This window comes from Gemmatimonadales bacterium (genome assembly GCA_036265815.1).
Taxonomy (GTDB): Bacteria; Gemmatimonadota; Gemmatimonadetes; order Gemmatimonadales; family GWC2-71-9; genus CAVVWJ01.
This window is the reverse complement of sequence record DATAOI010000044.1, coordinates 149,067-164,902: the sequence shown is the minus strand read 5'-3', so window position 1 is coordinate 164,902 and position 15,836 is coordinate 149,067. Positions and strand designations below refer to the sequence as shown.

Here is a 15,836-nt window from a genome sequence, read left to right as displayed (position 1 = left end):
CGGGAATCAGAAACCGTACCGCGCCCCGAGCTGCAACCGCCAGCGAGTGGCCTCGTTATCACGGACCTTCCGGTCTATCCTCCCCATCTCATAGATACCGCGGCCGTTCGCTTCATCGTAGCCGACCAGTCGCAGCAGATCGCCCGAGTGGAAGCGCTGGACACCCCAATCGCGATCGAGGAAGCTGAGCACGTTGAACAAGTCCGCGATCAGCTCGACCGATTGTCCTCTCGTCGTCGGAAGCACGGTGGAGAGCCGCGCGTTGAGCAGCGTCTGCCAGTACTCGCGGCAACTGTTCCGGCGCATGATCCGCCCCCGCTGTTTCTCGAGGCAGGACTCAGACCGGATGTACCGATCGAGTGCGGCCCACTCGGTCGGGTCCGCCAGGGTGATATCGGAGGAGTCTCGTGGCACGTAGAGGATGTCATTGAAGGGATACCCATCGGCGTTCGGATCGCCCTCGATCCCGTAGTTGAACGGGTGACCTGAGAGGCCGTTGTAGAACACGCCCAGCCGGAGACGGGCCGGCAGGTCCACCACGCCGCCCAGGGTGACCTTGTGAACCCTCTCGAAGAAAGATGTGCCGAGCCGGCGGTGGTCCAGTGTTCCATCCAGGGGGGCGATAAGCACGTTGGAGGCTAAGTCCCAGCCGAGCGGCGAGATCCGGTCCCGGGCATCGGTGTAGGTGTATGCCAGGCTCAGCTCTCCGGCCCGGAACCGCTTCTGCAGTTGCAGCGTGGCGCTCACGGAGCGCTCGCCGCTCGAGTTTCGCATCTGCACCACCGGGCCGAAGGCGTAGGTGCGCCGATTGGGAAACGCCTCTCCGGTGGATGGATCGATGGTACCATATAGCACCCGGCTACCCTCACCGGAGGCCGACGCCGTAGGCGGCGCCAGGTTCAGGTCAATGAAATCGAGTTGATCGACACCGCGGATGTAGAGCAGATCCGCGGTCCCCACCATGTTCCAGGGAAGCCGGACATCGGCGCCCAACGCCAGCCGCAGGTTCCGCGGAAATCGGAAGGCGCGATCGAACAGGCTCACATTGCCCACCGCCGTTGCGCCTGAGGCGCAGGCCGTGGGCTGGTCATCGAGGTCCAGAGAGGTGATCGCCGGGACGTCTGCTTCCGAGCAGATGAGCTCCACCGTCTCCAGGCCCGTCGATTCATAGACATTGCTGAAGTACAAGTAGATGGGCCGCCCGCTGAACAGCCCGGCCCCCGCGCGCAGGAAAGTCGTGCCGCGGCCCCCCACGTCATAGTTGACTCCAAGGCGTGGCGACCAGAGGAGGTGCCCGCTCGGGGTCGCCGCGGTGCTGACGCCCAGCGAATCGGCGAGCATCGCGTTCCGCGCCGGGGCATCGCGAAGAAACGGTACGTCGAACCGCACCCCCGCGGTGAGGGACAGGTTGGGCACCATGGACCACTGGTCCTGGAGGTAGAGCCCGAGCTGGCGCACCTCGAGGTCGCTCCGCGCGCCCTCCGGCCGCCCGGGCCCGGGAAGGGTGCGCCGGAAGCCAAACGGTTGCCTCTGCTCGAGGTCGTCCAGACTCCCAAAGGACCAGCGGCCCGTCCCGATCAGGTCGATCGAGCGATTCTTCCCGCCGAGCGGAAGCAGCTCATCGTGGGTGCCCAGGGTGACCCGATGGGGCCCGAGCAGCCAGGAGGAGTTGTTGGTGACCTCCCACGTTGTATTGTTGGCGTACCGGTCAGTACAGATATTGTTGGTCCCGGCGCGGAGCGCCCCGTTGTCGACGCCGAAGACGCGCACGACAGCGAAGTGACTCACGGGGTCGCAGTGATCCCTATCCGCTACCCGGGACAGGGAAAGCTCGTTCGAGAATTGGCCCTGACCGGCTGCGGTCCAGGTTGCGCGGGTGGCGTTCACCGTCTCCCGTCCAACTACATCCCACGACCTGAGGCTGTAGAAACCACAGCAATAGCCCCCTTGCGCGAATCCCCCCTGCGGATTCCTTTCCGCGTAGTCATGGGACACCTCAATGCGCTGGTTCAGCCCCGGCCAGATTGTCACCTTTCCGAAGATGTTGCCCCCAGGATTCCGGAATGGCGATGCGGCGATCGAGCCCGGATCCACGCCGTAGGTATTCCGGAGGATGCGCTGAAAACGCTCCGCGCTGGACCGCCGAACGCCGATGCCGGCTGAGTCCGCTCCGCCGGTGGTATCGGTGCCGATCGAAGGGAGGCTGGGGCTGGTGAACCGCTGGAGTCCGGCATCGAGGAAGAACGCCACACGATCGCGGACGATCGGACCGCCCAGCGTGACGCCCACTTCCCTGGTCGAGAACTCCTGCGCCTGCCGCCCTTGCTCGTCACGGCCGGTCAGTCCCTCGGACTGGAAGAAGCTGGTGACCGTTCCTTCCCAGCGGTTCGAGCCCGACCGGGTCACGGCATTGACCAGCCCGCCCGCGAACATGCCATAGCGCACGTCGAACGGCGCGACCAGGATCTGCATCTCCTGCAACGCCTCCGCTGACAGGGTCCGGACGTTGTGGATACCTCCGACGGTACCGGACCCGAACGTCCCCGCGATTCCTCCCGCATCGTTATTGTTGGCCCCATCGATCTCGATGTTGTTGAGCCGATCGGACTGTCCGGCGATCGATATGCCCTGATCGGTGGTGCGGATCGCCTGGGGCGAGAGAAAGGCGAGCTGCGAGAAGTCCCGGTCCAGCAGCGGCAGCCCCGAGGTCAGCCGCTCGTCGATCGTCTGGGCCGGGCCGGTGCGGCCCGCGTTGAGCGCGGGATCGATGCGTCCCGCAACCGCGATCTCGGGAAGCTCCAGAATCACCGGTGTCAGGCTCAGGTCGGCGCGGCGCCGCTCCCCGAGCGAAAGCATGAGGCCCGTCCTGGCCGTCGGCGCGTAGCCGACCGCACGGGCTTCGACGGTGTACGGCCCGCCGAGCGACAGGTACTCGAGCACGTAGCGGCCGCCGGCGGCGGTCACGGTACGCCAGCGCTCGCCGTTGGCGGTGTTGATGACGGTGACCACCGCCTCCTCGATGCCGGCCGAGTCGCGACCGGTCACCACACCATGAAGCGCCGCGGTGGTGATGGCTTGGGCTGCAAGCGGAAGGGATACCGCGCCCGAGAGGACCAGTGTAAGTCCGATTGCCCGTTGCAAGCCTTGCACCTGTCTCATCGGGACCTGCCCGCAGGCTCCGTCAGGAGCGCAGCCAGCTCCGCCCGGACCCGCTCGACCTCCGGCTGCAGCGCCGGCTCCGGATCTCGCCGGAGTGCGAGATAGTGCCGGTACGCGCGGATCGCGCCCGCCGTATCGCCGCTCAGCGTGGACAGTCTCCCCTCCTCGCGGAGGAAGGTCGACATGTAGGTCGGCGCCAGCATGAATCCCGATGCCCGTCGCCTGACAGCGCGCAGCGCCAGCGGCAGGTCGCCCTGATATTCGGCGGCGCGTGCCAGCACCAGGTTCGCGCCCGGGTTCCCGTCCCACCCCGCCGCGCAGCAGACCTCGTACACGTCCGTGCGTGCCAGCGAATCCAGGTCGGCGAGAGGCTGGGACCGCGAGAACGCTCCTGTGCCTACCTGCAGCACCCGCAACAGGGCGGAGCATAGACCGGTGAAGCGGGCGAACATGGCGGAGTCGCCGTCGGAAAGCCCAGGAATGTGAGCGGTCCGGAGCAGCGCCACGGCCTCCGCAGCGCCCTCGGTCTCCCCCTGACTCAGCCGCCATTGGAAGCCGACACACAGGTCACGGTACTGCTCCCGGCGCTCGCCCCGGTCGGTGGCCGGAACCTTCGGGAGCGTCACCATCCGGCGCACGATCTCGGGGATTCCGACGGTATCTCCCTGCCAGTAGAGCGCGGTAAGGACCCGCTCCCGCAATGCGGACCGCGACGAGTTCGCGGCCAAGTCCCTGTTCGCCTCCGCTGGGCGGCCGCCGTTGAGTGCGAGACCCGCGCGGATTTGTCGGAGCAACGAGGCATAGTCACCGGTCGCGCCGACCATGTCTTCCGCGATGGCTCTCGCCACATCCTCGACCGCGATGCCAGTCCACTGCGTGAACATGAATATCAGGGCGGGCAAATCGCGGGGGCGGGTCTGATTGGCCCAGAAGGCTCGCCGGGCACTGTCTCCGCGCGCGAGGGCCCGGTGCCACTGGAGGTAGTGCGCCTGCCTGCCGGCGGTGTCCGCCTCGAGCCCGAGCGCGGTAAGCCGAAGCACCTCGGCCGTGTCTCCGGCGATCTGAGCCAGGTCCACCATGTGGGTGAGCGGCTCCGCGAACAGTGGCGACCGCACCGTCGCGCTGGAGTCGAGGGTGGTTGCCGAATCGATGGACCAGCCACGCTGAAATGCGCTGCGGGCCTGCTCGAGCGCCGAGTCCTGCCCGGCCAGGATACCCCAGTGGAAGTAGGTGTCGCCGAGGACATACCAGACGTGCGGCTCGTTCGGGTAGGCGGTCACTGAGGCCCGCCGGTGGGCGAACATTGCCGGCGCACCCGCCCATGGGCGTTGCGACGATTTGAGCAGCGCGCGGTCCGTGGGGCTCAACCGGTCCCGTCCCATCCACACGAGCCGGCGGGCCCGCTCCAGGTCCTCGTCCCCCCCAAGAACCCCGAGCCAGCCCGAAAGCCTCTCGAGCTCCAGCGCCGCGAGCGCGAACGTCGAGTCGAGCACCGTGGCCTCGTGGAGGTACCGGATTGCCTCCTCCAGGTGGCCGCGGCGGTACGCGGCGCGCCCCCTCGCGAACGCGCGCACTGCCGCCAGCGAGTTGCTCATCAACAACCCGAGGCGTTGCCGGTCGACACCCGCATCGATGCCGACCAACTGGGCCGTGAGACGGTCCACCAGGACCGGCAGGCTGTCCGCGGGTCCGGTGACGGTCACGCGAGGCCCGGGCTGATGCTCACCAACCGGCCGGACGGATGCCGAGAGGACGAGGCGAGCCGGGCTCCCGGCGACGGCACCTTCGAGGACCCTACCTGCGCCGATCCGGCGCGCCAAACGAGCATCCGCCCCGCCGGTCGTATCGCCCCGCGCCCGGGCCCGATACCAGGCTCCCAGCACCGTCCGGGGATCGGCCACCTGCAGCGCCGTGTCTCCGCTCAACTGAGTCGAGAACAGATCGACCATTCCCTCCCCGAGCCAGGCGAGATCCGGCGCGGCGGCCGAGACGTCGAACGGAAGGACTGCCACCCGGCGGGACTCGGTCGGCGTGGTGGGGATCGGCCGCAAGTGCCAGAGCGCGAGCAGCCCGAGGCCGCCGAGCGCGAGTGCCCCAACGATCCTCCACCTGCGGGTCCGCGCAGGTGCAGAGCCTCTGACCAGCGGCCCGGCTCCCGCAACCGCGGCAGCGAGCTCACCGGCCGAGGCGAACCGGTCGCCCGGGACCTTGGCGAGCCCCCGCCGGAGCGCCGCCTCGAGGTAATCGGGAATCTCGGGCCGAGCCGTGCGCACCGAGGGGACCGGATCGAGCGCGTGACGGGCCATGACCGCGCGCGGGCTCGACCCCAGGAACGGCGGGTCGCCCACCAGCATCTCGTACATCACGCAGGCGAGGCTGTACACGTCCGACCGTGCGTCCACCCGCCTGGCCGTGGCCTGCTCGGGACTCATGTAGGCCGGTGTGCCCAGCGAGAGTCCCGTCTGGGTCAGCTTGTCCCCACCCGCGGCATCCAGCGCCGTCGCGACCCCGAAGTCGGCGACCACCACCCGCTCGGCGTCCAGCAGGATGTTCTCCGGCTTGATGTCCCGGTGCACGATCCCCTGGGCGTGTGCATAGTCCAGCGCGGCCGCGACCTGGCGGCAGATCCCGATCGCCTCCTCCAGCCCGAGCTGAGTCTCCCGCTGCAGCCGGGCACGCAGCGACTCCCCGGGAACGTACGGCATCACGTAGAACGACCGCGCCTCACCCCCACCCAGCACGGTGGTGCCCGAGTCGAAGAGCGGCAGGATGTTCGGATGCTGGAGCCGGGACGCGATGGAGATCTCGCGGAGAAACCGGTCGGCGCCCAGGGCCCCGGAGAGCTCCGGATGCAGCGTCTTGAGCGCCACCAGCCGGTCGTGGGGCAGGTCACGCGCCAGGTAGACCGTCGCCATCCCGCCGCGGCCCAGCTCGCGCTCGATGCGATACCGGCCGCACACCGGGCTCCCCGGGCCCAGCGCATCGATGCCGCCACCACCGTCGGGCCTCCTCATGACCGGAGCGCGTCCCGGAATGCCGCCGCACTGGGCCACCGGTCGGCCGAATCCTTGGCCAGAGCCCGGAGCAGCGCGCGCTCCACCCCGGCCGGCACCTCGGGACAGACGGTGCGAACCGGTGGCACCGGGTCGGCGGCGTGGCGAGCCAGGATGACATGGGGCGAGCGTCCCGCGAACGGAGGCACGCCGGCCAACATCTCGTAGAGCACGCAGGCCAGGCTGTAGACGTCGCTTCGGCCGTCCAGCCGGCGGCTCCCACGACCCTGCTCCGGACTCATGTAGGCCGGCGTCCCCAGGGCGACTCCCGACGCGGACAGCCGCTCCCCGCCCGCCGCCTCGAGCACGTGCGCGATTCCGAAATCGGCCAGGAAGGCGTGCTGCCCCTCCAGCAGCACGTTCTCGGGCTTGACGTCCCGATGCACGAACCCGCGTTCATGGGCATATCCCAGCGCATCGGCGAGCTGGGAGGTGATCCCAAGCGCTGTCTCGAGCGGGAGCTGGACCTCCCGCGCCAGGCGCTGTCGCAAGGACTCGCCCGCCACGAAGGGCAAGACGAAGTAGCGACCCTCTTCGTCCGAGTCGTAGAGCGGCAGGATGTGGGGATGGTGCAGGCGGGCGAGGATCGCGATCTCGCGCCGGAACCGCTTCGCGCTCAGCGTCGCGGCGAGGTCCGGATTCAGCACCTTGAGCGCGACCGGCCGGTCGTGCTTGCGGTCATGCGCGAGAAACACCGTGGCGGCGGTGCCTCGCCCGAGCTCCCGCTCCACCCGGTAACGCGGCTCCTGCTCCCCATTCCCCGTGACTGATCTGGCGGGCGCCGCCATCAGGTGCTCGGCGCGGAGCCGTTCCACCAGCGTGATCAGGTCCGATGCCGGTGACGTCGCCAGCTCCGCCCGAACCCGGGCGTCGTAGGCCTGGGCGTGCCGCATGGCGGCAGTCCAGTCGCCGCCGGCCGCCAGGGCCCCAATCAGACCGGTGGCCGCCCGTTCGCTCAGTGGATCCGCGGCCGCCAGCTCCCGCCAGTGTGCGATCTCGAGCGTGTGTTGCTCGGCCGCGCCCGCCCGGCGGGCGAGCCGATACAGCGCGGCGGCATGGGCCGTGGCCAATCGGGCTCGCTCCTGCTCCATCCACTCCTCGAACGCCGCCGAGTCGTCCAGGTAAAAACCGTCGAGGAAGGGGCCGCGGTAGAGCGTGACCGCGTCGGACAGCGCGCCGGCCGCGAGCGCCGCATCGAACTCGGCGACGTCGGAGCTGATGGCTTCCGGGTTGAGCCGGACGGGGTCGGTGCCGAGAAAGAGGTCGCCCTGCGCCTGCCGCCGCAGGTAGTAGAGCAGCTGTTGCAGCCCGTGCCGCGCGCCTTCGATCGGGCTCTCGGGCCAGAGATAGGCCATGAGCTTGTCGCGCGTGCACCCCCGCTCACCGGCCACCGCAAGCAGGGCCAGCAACGCGAGGCGCTGGCGCTGGGAAGCCACCACCTCCGTCCCGTCCGTCAAGCTGAGGCCGCCGAAGGTGTGCAGTCGCACCGTGCGGCGTATGAGGGGCATATGAGGGCGGCATGATGCCGTTGGATGATAGTACCGGCGCTTACTGGGGTGGGCAAGCACGACGCGCCGCCCGCCCGCTCATTGCCCCACACCTACCGGCTCAGGCTCTTCGGGGCAAACCACATGTCAGGGTCTTCGCCCGACCGGCGGGGATCGTCCCTGAACCCACTCATCGAGGAGGTCCCCGTGTTCCGTTCCAAGGCAGGTCCAATCCTGGCCGCGGCGGTCGCGCTGGTAGCCAGCGCCTGCAGCGACAGCGAGCCGGCGGCGCCGGCCACGTCCGAGGTGGCGCACCCGCAGTACCTCTACACCAACGGCCCCATCACCCCCAATGTCTACCGCACCGCTGAGGGCTTCGTGTTCGGACTGCCGGACTTCCAGACTGGCCTGCTGGCCTGGATAGGTCTGCCCTCCGATCCGACCGCCGACGTTGGCTGCGGTGGCGATCAGGAGCTTCCACTTGTGCCACTCCAGGCCGCGGGCTGGCAACAGGCGTTCAACGTCCTGGCCGTGGCCAAGGAGATCAATATCCACGTCTACGACCTCAACACTTTCGAGGACACTTGCTTCTCGCCGGTCATTGCGGCCGGTACCGGTCACGCGGTCTACACCGACAACGACTTTGAAGTTACCGGGCCGGGCGCCAACGCCTTCGGGCTCGACATTGGGGGAATCCTGACCACGGTTCCCGGCGGTGAGCCGGTGCGGGTGCAGGGGACAGTGCGCTCGCTCAACATGCCGGACGGATCATTCCGAAGGGTCACCAGCCATCTGTCGCTGACTCCGGTTGGGGGGCAGTAGCAGCAGGACTTTACTGGGGCCGAGGCATGAAATAGCCAACGACTCGGCCCCAGGTATTGCATTCCGGATGGCGCACTGGCTGCCGCACTTACCCTTCTCGAGGCGCTTCGAAAGTGTTTCTGAAATGGCTCAAACACCCTCGCACCACGCGACTGGGTCGCGGCGCCGGATCTTTCGCGAGCCGGTTCGGGGTGTCCTGGGTCATCGTGCGGGCCTTTTGTACAGGCGCTCCCGTCGGCGAGTATGTGGAGGCGAGAGGTCACCTGTGCCGAACCTGTGCCGGAACTGGAGACAACTGGGGACTACAGTGGACAACAGACCGAGGCGCAAGGTCAACAGCCACAACACCTGCGTGGTCTGCTCTTGTCGGCCGTCCGCCCTTCACCCGAACTTAGGATCCTGTCCCGTGAGGGGTGCGGGTTCGACTCCCGCCGTTCGCATCTTTTTCTAACGTCCCTCTTACATCACAGCCCAATGATGTCGGGGAAGCGGCCGCGGATCACTGAAGATGGCGGCACGCCGCGCTGCTTCAGCAGATCGCGCATGGTTCGGTCGCGTGCCGCTCCGGTGAGCAAGACCACGCGGGTCGCCAGGTGGGGGTTGCCCGCGATGTCCGGCTCTGCCGCGACGGTCGCCAGCGCCTCCCCGGCCGGACTCCGCCTCGCTGACCTCGAATCCGCTGTGCTCGAAGAGCTTGCGGAGCACGTCTCGAACCTGCTTTCGTCATCCACCAGCAGCACTCTGGGCAAAATTGACCCTGGGGAGTGCGATAGGGTAGATTCCCCGCATCATGAGTCAGATCACAGTGGAGAAAACCGCCGAGGATTCGGCCTCCAAGTCGCTCCGAGTGACCGTACCGGTCGACCGGGTGCACCAGGCCGAGTCCAAGGCGTTGCGCTACTACGTCCGGCAGGCGCGGTTGCCCGGCTTCCGCCCGGGCAAGGCCCCCGAAGGGGTGGTCCGCAAGCGCTTTGCCGACGCCATCCGGCAATCGGTGCTGGAGGAAGTCATCCGGGAGAGCTGGGAAACCGCCAAGACCTCCGAGTCGCTCAAGCCCATCGCCGATCCATCCATCCGGAACCTCAAGTTCGAGGAGGGGAGCCCGATCGAGTTCGAGCTCCTGGTCGAGGTGCGGCCCGAGATCAAGCTGGAGCGCATCGGCGGCTTCCGGCTGGAGCGGCGAGTGGCCCCAGTGACCGACGAGGCGGTGCAGGAGCAGCTCGCCCGCCTGCAGGAGCAGAAGGCGGCCTGGATCCCGGTGACCGGCGCCAAGCCCTCGCCCGGGCAGATGGTCCGGGTGGAGGTGGCGCCGCTGGATGAGGCCGGCGCGGGTGCGGCGCAGCCCTACGATCTGGTCCTGGGGCAGAACCAGGCGATTCCCGAGCTGGAAGAGCGCATCATGACGCTCCTCCCCGGCGAGACCACGGACGCGGAAGTCAAGTTTCCCGAGGATCACCCGGACGAAAGCCGGCGGGGCCAGACTCGACGGGTCCGGGTGACCCTGCACGAGGTGAAGCGCCAGGAGCTGCCCCCGCTGGACGATGGCTTCGCGCGCGAGGTGGGCGACTTCGAGAACCTGGACGCACTCCGCGCCGCCATCCGCCACGATCTGGAGCACGAGGCCTCCCGCGAGGCCGACGCCCAGGTGCGCCAGGGCCTGCTGGCCCAGATCGTGGAGGCCAACGGCGTCCAGGCACCCGAGTCGCTGGTGCACCGGCTGATGCACGGTTACGCCGAGACCTACCGGGTGCCGGCCGACCAGCTCCAGCAGTTCGAGCAGCAGTTCCACGAAGTGGCCGCGGCCCAGGTGCGGCGCGATCTCGTCCTCGACGCCCTGGTCGAGGCTCACGGGCTCCGTGCTACCGAGTCCGAGCTGGATGCGCGTATCGCCCAAATGGCCGAGGCGCGGGGCGTGCCGGCCGGGCAGGTTTACGGCTCGCTCCAGAAGGCCAACCGCCTGCCGGAGCTGGAGCGCGCGATCACCGAAGAGAAGGCGTTCGGTTTCCTCCTGGGTCAGTCCACAGTCGATGAGGTGAAGTCCTGACGATGGCCACTCTTTATCCGCCGTACATCATCGAACGCTCCAGCCGCGGCGAGCGGACTTACGACATTTTTTCCCGGCTCCTGATGGACCGGATCGTGTTCATGGGGGCGCCGATCAACGACGACGTCGCCAACATCATCATCGCCCAGCTGCTGTTCCTCGAAGCCGACAACCCCGACAAGGACATCTACCTCTACATCAACTCGCCGGGCGGCGTGGTGTCGGCCGGCATGGCCATCTACGATACCATGCAGCACCTGCGCGCACCGGTGAACACCATCTGCATGGGGATGGCGGCGTCGATGGGGTCGTTCCTCCTGGCCGCGGGCACCAAGGGCAAGCGGAGCGCCCTGCCCCACTCGCGGATCATGATCCACCAGCCCTCGGGCGGCGCCCAGGGTACCGCGTCGGACATCGAGATCCAGGCCCGGGAGATCCTGTACCTCCGCTCCAAGATGAACGCGCTCTACTCGATGCATACCGGACAGCCGATCGAGACCATCGAGCGGGACATGGACCGCGACCGGTTCATGAGCGCCGAGGAGGCCAAGGCGTACGGACTGATCGACAGTGTCTTCACACCTCGAAGAGACATGGTGGTACCCCTCCCGGATGGGAAGAAGGAGACTTGACGCCCCGGCGGCCGGGGACCACCTTTCCGGCAGCCATCCACCTCCATCGCGATCTGGCACCACATGTCCAACGACAAGCACCTCCGCTGCTCCTTCTGCGGCAAATCGAAGGACTCGGTCCGGAAATTCATCTCCGGCCCGTCGGTCTACATTTGCAACGAGTGTATCACGCTCTGCAATGAGATCCTGGCGGAGGACGAAGAACGCGAGGTCACGGACAGCATTACCCAGGTTCCTACACCGGCGGAGATCAAGGACGTCCTCGACCAGTACGTAATCGGGCAGGAGCGGGCCAAGCGGACCCTCGCCGTGGCGGTGTACAATCACTACAAGCGGATCAACGCCTCCGGCGGCCGGGACGTCGACGTCGAGCTGGACAAGTCGAACATCCTCCTCCTCGGCCCCACCGGGGTCGGCAAGACCCTGCTCGCACAGACCCTCGCCCGCATCCTCGACGTGCCGTTCACCATCGCCGACGCCACCACCCTCACCGAGGCCGGGTACGTCGGCGAGGACGTGGAGAACATCCTGGTCCGGCTGCTGCAGGCCGGCGAGTTCAACGTCGCCGAGTGCGAGCGGGGCATCGTCTACATCGATGAGATCGACAAGATCGCCCGGAAGTCGGAGAACCCCAGCATCACCCGCGACGTCTCCGGGGAAGGCGTGCAGCAAGCCCTGCTCAAGATCCTGGAAGGCACCATCGCCTCGGTGCCGCCCCAGGGCGGCCGCAAGCATCCGCAGCAGGAATACATCCAGATCAACACCAAGGACATCCTCTTCATCTGCGGCGGCGCCTTCGACGGGCTGGAGAAGATCATCGAGGCCCGCACCGGCCGGCAGCAGATCGGCTTCAACGGCGGGGCCCGCGGCACCGCCGTGGCGCTCGACGTCAAGAACCCCTATGCCGAGGTCGAGCCCGACGACCTGCTGCGCTTCGGCCTCATCCCCGAGCTGGTCGGACGGCTGCCGGTGGTGGTCTCGCTCGAGGCGCTGGACGAGGAAGCGCTGATGCGGATCCTGGTCGAGCCCAAGAACGCGCTCACCAAGCAGTACAAGAAGCTGTTCGAGCTGGAGGACGTGGGCCTCACCTTCGACCCGGAGTCGCTCCGCGCGGTGGCGCTCAAGGCGCTCAAGCGCGGCACCGGCGCCCGCGGACTCCGCTCGATCCTGGAGACCATGATGACCGACATCATGTACGATCTCCCCCAACGGGACGACGTGCGTGAGATCGTGATCACCAAGGAGTCGATCACCGAGGGCACCACGCCGCTCATCGTGACCGAGCGCGCGCGGACCAAGCGGGAGGCGTGAGGGCGGGGGGCGGCGGGAAGGGCGGGAAAGACGGAAAGGGCGGGAAAGACGGAAACGTTGGTCGGGGCGCACGCGGTGCGCCCTTCGCGCGCCAGGGCGTCGAGGCCAGTCCGCTGGAGGAGTTGCCGGTCGAGTTCGTGGGCTCCTTCCCGGATCCCCTGGTCGCGCTTGAGCCGCCGCTGCCGGAGATCGCGCTGATCGGCCGGTCCAACGTGGGGAAATCGAGCCTGCTCAACGCGCTGCTCGGGCGGCCGCTGGCGCGGATCAGCGGCACCCCCGGCAAGACCACCCTCCTCAACGCCTATCGCCTGCCCGGGTTCTACCTGGTGGACCTTCCCGGGTACGGGTTCGCCCGGGCGGGCAAGGCGGCGCGGGCGGGCTATCGCACCCTGGTGACCCGCTATCTGCGCGAGCGATCCACCCTCGCCGGGGTCATCTGGCTGCTCGATGCCCGCCACCATCCGTCGAGCGACGACCTGGAGATGCAGGACCTGCTGAGCGAGAGCGGCCGGCCGGTGCTGGCCGTGCTCACCAAGGGAGACAAGCTGACCCGGTCGGCCCAGCAATTGCATGTGCGGGAGATCGCGGCTGCATTGGGCATCCCCGAAGAGCAGATCCAGCTCACCAGCAGCAGGTCACACTCCGGCATCGCGGATCTCGCCGCGAGCGTTCTGGCAGCCCTGGGAGGAGAGCAATGAGGATCCCGCTGCGGTGGTTGGGAGGCTGGCTGGCGGCAGGCACGATCGGCGCGTCGGCCGTCGCCGCTCAGGCGGCCGGCCCGGCCTCGAGCCGGCTTCCGCCGCCGGGCTACGGGTCGCTGACCCAGAACGATCTCGCGCTGCGGGTGGTCACGCCGGACATCGAGGTGCGCTTCGTTCCGCTCGATCAGCGGGTCACCCGGCTGCTGGCGAAAGACTCCTGGGAGTCGCTCCAGAGCCTGGTTCAGTCGCGGCGGGCCGCGATCGATTCGGTCGCCTCCATGGCGGGGGTCTCGCGACCCGGGCTCGCGCTGGTGACCTTCTTCGGCCAGCGCACCAACGCACGGTTCGATCCCCAGACCCTCACCGTCGGGGTACGGAACCGCATCTTCCGCCCGCTCGGCATCGTGCCGTTCTCGGGCCGGTTCACCGGCCAGCAGCTGGACGTGCGCGAGCAGGTGAGCGGCGTCTTTCTGTTCGAGCAGGACCTGCCCGTGGACGACTCGTTCACCGTCTCCTACAACGGTGTGACCTCGGGCGATTGGACCACCAAGCAGCGGCAGCTCGATCGCGAGCGCGCGCGGGTGGCGCTCCGGGCCCGCGCCGACGTGCGCGACACGGCGGCCGCCGACAGCACCCGCTGAGGCATCAGAGGGTGAAGCTCCGGAGCACGCCCGGTGCCGGCGCGCCTGACACCAGCATGGCGGTCGAGAGGGCATCGGCCTCGAGCCCGCTCCGGGCCACCACCGACACCTGAGCCAACGCGTCTGCCGGCCAGCCGGTCGACGGATCCATGACGTGGCCCCACACCGCGCGCCCGTAGCGGACCACCGAGACGGAGTTGGATGACGTGGCGAGCGCCGCATCGCTGAGGCGGGTCGCCGCGAGCATGCCGCGACCCGGGCGGGGATCGGCGACCTCCACCAGCCAGCCCGGTTCCCCGGGCGGCGCGCCGAGCGCGTAGCAGTCGCCGCTGATGTCCAGCATGGCCCGACGCACCCCTGCCCGCCTGAGCACCGCGACCGCCCGGTCGAGCCCATAGCCCACCCCGATCCCGCCCAGGTCGAGCCTGCTCTCCCGGCTCGGCAGCTCCACGCGATCCCCATCCACCACTACCCGAGTCGCCTGAACCACGCGCCGGGCCGCCGCGATCTCCGGCGCGGTGGGTTCCCGGGTTCGTGACGCATGGAAGCCCCAGGCACGCATCAGCGGCTCGACCGATGGATTGAATGCCCCCGCGGTGGCCCGCTCGAAACCGAGTGCCGCGACGAGCACCTCCGCCAGGTCCGACCCGACCCTGATCGCCGGCCGCCCGGCACGCCGGTTCAACTCGCAGAGATCGCTGGAGTCGTCGAACCCCGAGAGCGCGTGCTCAACCCGCCAGAGCTCGGCCAGCGCGGCCTGCGCAGCTTCGTAACCGGCGGCCTCATCCGCGGCGAAGAGCTGCAAGTGCACCGGCTGGCCCATCGCCCAGGACCAGCGCTCGACCAGACGCTCGCCCGTGCGGCGGGCAGCCCCGCGGCGCACGGCAGCCGGCAGTGCGCCCGGGAGCACGCCGATGAGGCCGGCGCCCAGCATCCCGAGAAACCGACGCCGCCTCATGCGGGCTCCGCCGGCCGCGCCAGCTCCCGCAGCACCAGAAGCGACTGGACGTAAAACGTGATCGCCATGAGCGCGCTGGACGCCGCGAGCAGCCAACTGAACCGGCCATCGACGTACCGCATGAGCCACATCGCGGAGAACGATACCAGAAGCGCCACGAACGGCTCCACGATCAGCGTCCGCCGCCACGCCTCGGATGGCCACTCGCAGAGCGCGAGGGCCAGCCCGCTCAGGACGAAGATCACCGCCATGCTCAAGAGATGGGTGTGGGTGATCGTGAGCATCTCCGTGAACGACTTGGGAAACTCCATCTCCGCTTCGCTGCCCGCGGAGTCGGCGCCGTTTCCTCGGTAATGGGCGGCGACGCCGGCCGGGGTCATACCGGTGGTATGGTGAACGAAGAGCAACGAGGTCGTGTAGCCCACCAGTTGAATGATGGTGATCCATCGGCCGAGCGCTCGGATCGGCGCCGGCATTCGGCGCCAGCTCACTTGAGCCTTCCGGACTGATGCCAGCCGGTCAGCTCCGCCAAGGCTTGCCGGACGCTCCGGGTCACGGCATTCGAGCTGATGGTGGCTCCGGAGATGTTGCGGATGTCCTTCCCGACCTGCAGCGGTGCGCCGGTGGTCTTGCCGCGAAACTGCTTCCGCCACGAGTCATAGGCCACCTCTCCGCCGTGCGGCTCCCGATAGACCAGGATGTCGATGTCCTTGAGGCGATCCTCCGGATCGATGGCGACCAGATAGGTGATGGGCTGGTCCTTGCCCTTCACGTTCCGCACCTCAGCAAAGCCGAGCAGCGCGCCAGCCCCCGAGATGCGCAACACCGTGGTGGTGTCGACCCGGATGCTGTCGATCATGGCGCCTTTGCCGTAGACCCGCTCGATCGACTTGGCCAGCTTCCCGGGGGGAGCCGACTGAGCCGCAGAGGCCCGGGCCACCAGCAGCGAAAGCACGAGGACCGGCAGGACCCGCATCTCAGCACACCCCGGAAGATCCATGTGGCCGTTGAGAATAGCGGTGACATCG

The 15,836-nt window shown here is 68.2% G+C and carries 12 protein-coding genes; 6 read left to right on the top strand and 6 right to left on the bottom strand.

The annotated features are described in order from the left end of the window. Positions 1-6 precede the first annotated feature (6 nt). From VHR41_08945 to VHR41_08935, 3 genes are read right to left on the bottom strand one after another with little or no spacing between them, the layout of a single operon-like run. On the bottom strand, positions 7-3,159 hold the full coding sequence (locus tag VHR41_08945; protein HEX3234314.1) for a TonB-dependent receptor: 3,153 nt from the start codon (positions 3,157-3,159) through the stop codon (positions 7-9). After that, a complete protein-coding gene (locus tag VHR41_08940) occupies positions 3,156-6,173 on the bottom strand; it encodes a protein kinase (protein HEX3234313.1) in 3,018 nt (1,005 codons plus the stop codon). Before VHR41_08940 ends, VHR41_08945 begins: the two co-directional genes overlap by 4 nt. Continuing rightward, the gene (locus VHR41_08935) at positions 6,170-7,720 is read right to left on the bottom strand and encodes a protein kinase (GenBank protein HEX3234312.1); all 1,551 of its coding nucleotides are present in this window, start codon (positions 7,718-7,720) and stop codon (positions 6,170-6,172) included. The genes VHR41_08940 and VHR41_08935 overlap by 4 nt, the downstream gene beginning before the upstream one ends. Before the next feature lie 186 nt (positions 7,721-7,906). Here VHR41_08935 and VHR41_08930 point away from each other — a divergent pair, with 186 nt between their 5' ends. The 6 genes from VHR41_08930 to VHR41_08905 all read left to right on the top strand — a co-directional run bounded on the left by VHR41_08930 (position 7,907) and on the right by VHR41_08905 (position 13,850). After that, entirely contained in the window at positions 7,907-8,521 is a 615-nt protein-coding gene (locus tag VHR41_08930; GenBank protein HEX3234311.1) for a hypothetical protein, read from the top strand. A 790-nt stretch (positions 8,522-9,311) separates the two neighbouring features. Next, positions 9,312-10,565 carry a trigger factor gene (tig, locus tag VHR41_08925; protein HEX3234310.1) on the top strand — a complete coding sequence of 418 codons (1,254 nt, stop codon included), beginning with the start codon at positions 9,312-9,314 and terminating at the stop codon, positions 10,563-10,565. A gap of 2 nt (positions 10,566-10,567) precedes the next feature. Beyond that, the gene (gene clpP / locus VHR41_08920; protein ID HEX3234309.1) at positions 10,568-11,197 is read left to right on the top strand and encodes an ATP-dependent Clp endopeptidase proteolytic subunit ClpP; all 630 of its coding nucleotides are present in this window, start codon (positions 10,568-10,570) and stop codon (positions 11,195-11,197) included. A gap of 63 nt (positions 11,198-11,260) precedes the next feature. Further along, positions 11,261-12,508: an ATP-dependent Clp protease ATP-binding subunit ClpX gene (gene clpX, locus VHR41_08915; GenBank protein HEX3234308.1), complete on the top strand. Its 1,248-nt coding sequence runs from the start codon at positions 11,261-11,263 to the stop codon at positions 12,506-12,508. After that, the gene (gene yihA, locus VHR41_08910; GenBank protein ID HEX3234307.1) at positions 12,505-13,206 is read left to right on the top strand and encodes a ribosome biogenesis GTP-binding protein YihA/YsxC; all 702 of its coding nucleotides are present in this window, start codon (positions 12,505-12,507) and stop codon (positions 13,204-13,206) included. The genes clpX and yihA overlap by 4 nt, the downstream gene beginning before the upstream one ends. Then, entirely contained in the window at positions 13,203-13,850 is a 648-nt protein-coding gene (locus VHR41_08905) for a hypothetical protein (protein ID HEX3234306.1), read from the top strand. The genes yihA and VHR41_08905 overlap by 4 nt, the downstream gene beginning before the upstream one ends. 4 nt (positions 13,851-13,854) lie before the next feature. Here VHR41_08905 and VHR41_08900 read toward each other — a convergent pair whose 3' ends face one another. Genes VHR41_08900 through VHR41_08890 form a run of 3 tightly spaced genes read right to left on the bottom strand, consistent with a single transcriptional unit; the run spans position 13,855 to position 15,784 of the window. Further along, positions 13,855-14,808 (bottom strand): FAD:protein FMN transferase, encoded by a 954-nt coding sequence (locus VHR41_08900; protein HEX3234305.1) that lies wholly within the window; start codon positions 14,806-14,808, stop codon positions 13,855-13,857. After that, entirely contained in the window at positions 14,805-15,299 is a 495-nt protein-coding gene (locus VHR41_08895) for a hypothetical protein (protein ID HEX3234304.1), read from the bottom strand. The genes VHR41_08900 and VHR41_08895 overlap by 4 nt, the downstream gene beginning before the upstream one ends. Continuing rightward, the gene (locus VHR41_08890; protein ID HEX3234303.1) at positions 15,296-15,784 is read right to left on the bottom strand and encodes an FMN-binding protein; all 489 of its coding nucleotides are present in this window, start codon (positions 15,782-15,784) and stop codon (positions 15,296-15,298) included. The genes VHR41_08895 and VHR41_08890 overlap by 4 nt, the downstream gene beginning before the upstream one ends. Positions 15,785-15,836 lie beyond the last annotated feature (52 nt).